The organism is Propioniciclava soli (assembly GCF_014858005.1).
GTDB classification, from domain to species: Bacteria; Actinomycetota; Actinomycetes; order Propionibacteriales; family Propionibacteriaceae; genus Propioniciclava; species Propioniciclava soli.
Genome location: NZ_JACYOT010000052.1, coordinates 1 through 592 on the forward strand (window position 1 = coordinate 1; position 592 = coordinate 592).

Consider the following 592-nt stretch of genomic DNA (forward strand, 5'->3'; position numbering starts at 1 on the left):
TGGCTCTTCCCAATCGAGGGTGGGTGGGTGACGGCGCGGGCTGAGCGTTGAGGAGCCTTGTCGCCGCGAGGATGTGGGTGTCGAATCCCATCCAGCAACAACAAGGCCCATGTCTGACGCTACCTCAACGACGCCCGCCTGCCCGCCGGTCACCAGCCCGGATCTGACCACCTTCGCTCGGGTTGACGCCCTCGGGCTGCGGGTCGACGCCCAGCAGATCTGGCCGGACAAGGCGATCCTGTTCTGCTCGCTCGTCACCGTCGATGACCGATGTCCCCGCTGCGGCGCTGGGGGCCGGGTGCACGACCAGGTGCTACGCCGGTTCACCCACCTGCCCGTGGGCCGACGGCCGACGTGGCTGTCGGTCCGGGTGCCCCGGTTCCGCTGCGATGGGTGTGGGCGGGTGTGGCGGCATTCGCTGAAGACGGTGGCCCGACCGCGGTCGAAGCTGACCAGGGCCGCGGACTGGTGGGCCCTGTGCCAAGTCGTGCTCGATCACACCCCGATCAGCGGTGTCGCCGCCGTGCTGGGCATCAGCTGGGACACCGCCCACATGGCCGTGACCGACGTCGGGACCCAGCTCCTCATCGAC

General features: G+C 69.4%; 1 protein-coding gene. It reads left to right on the plus strand.

All coding sequences use genetic code 11. The annotated features are described in order from the left end of the window. Nucleotides 1-109: 109 nt before the first annotated feature. On the plus strand, nucleotides 110-592 hold a 483-nt coding region (locus IFY26_RS17540), incomplete at its 3' end, for a transposase family protein (protein WP_232550298.1).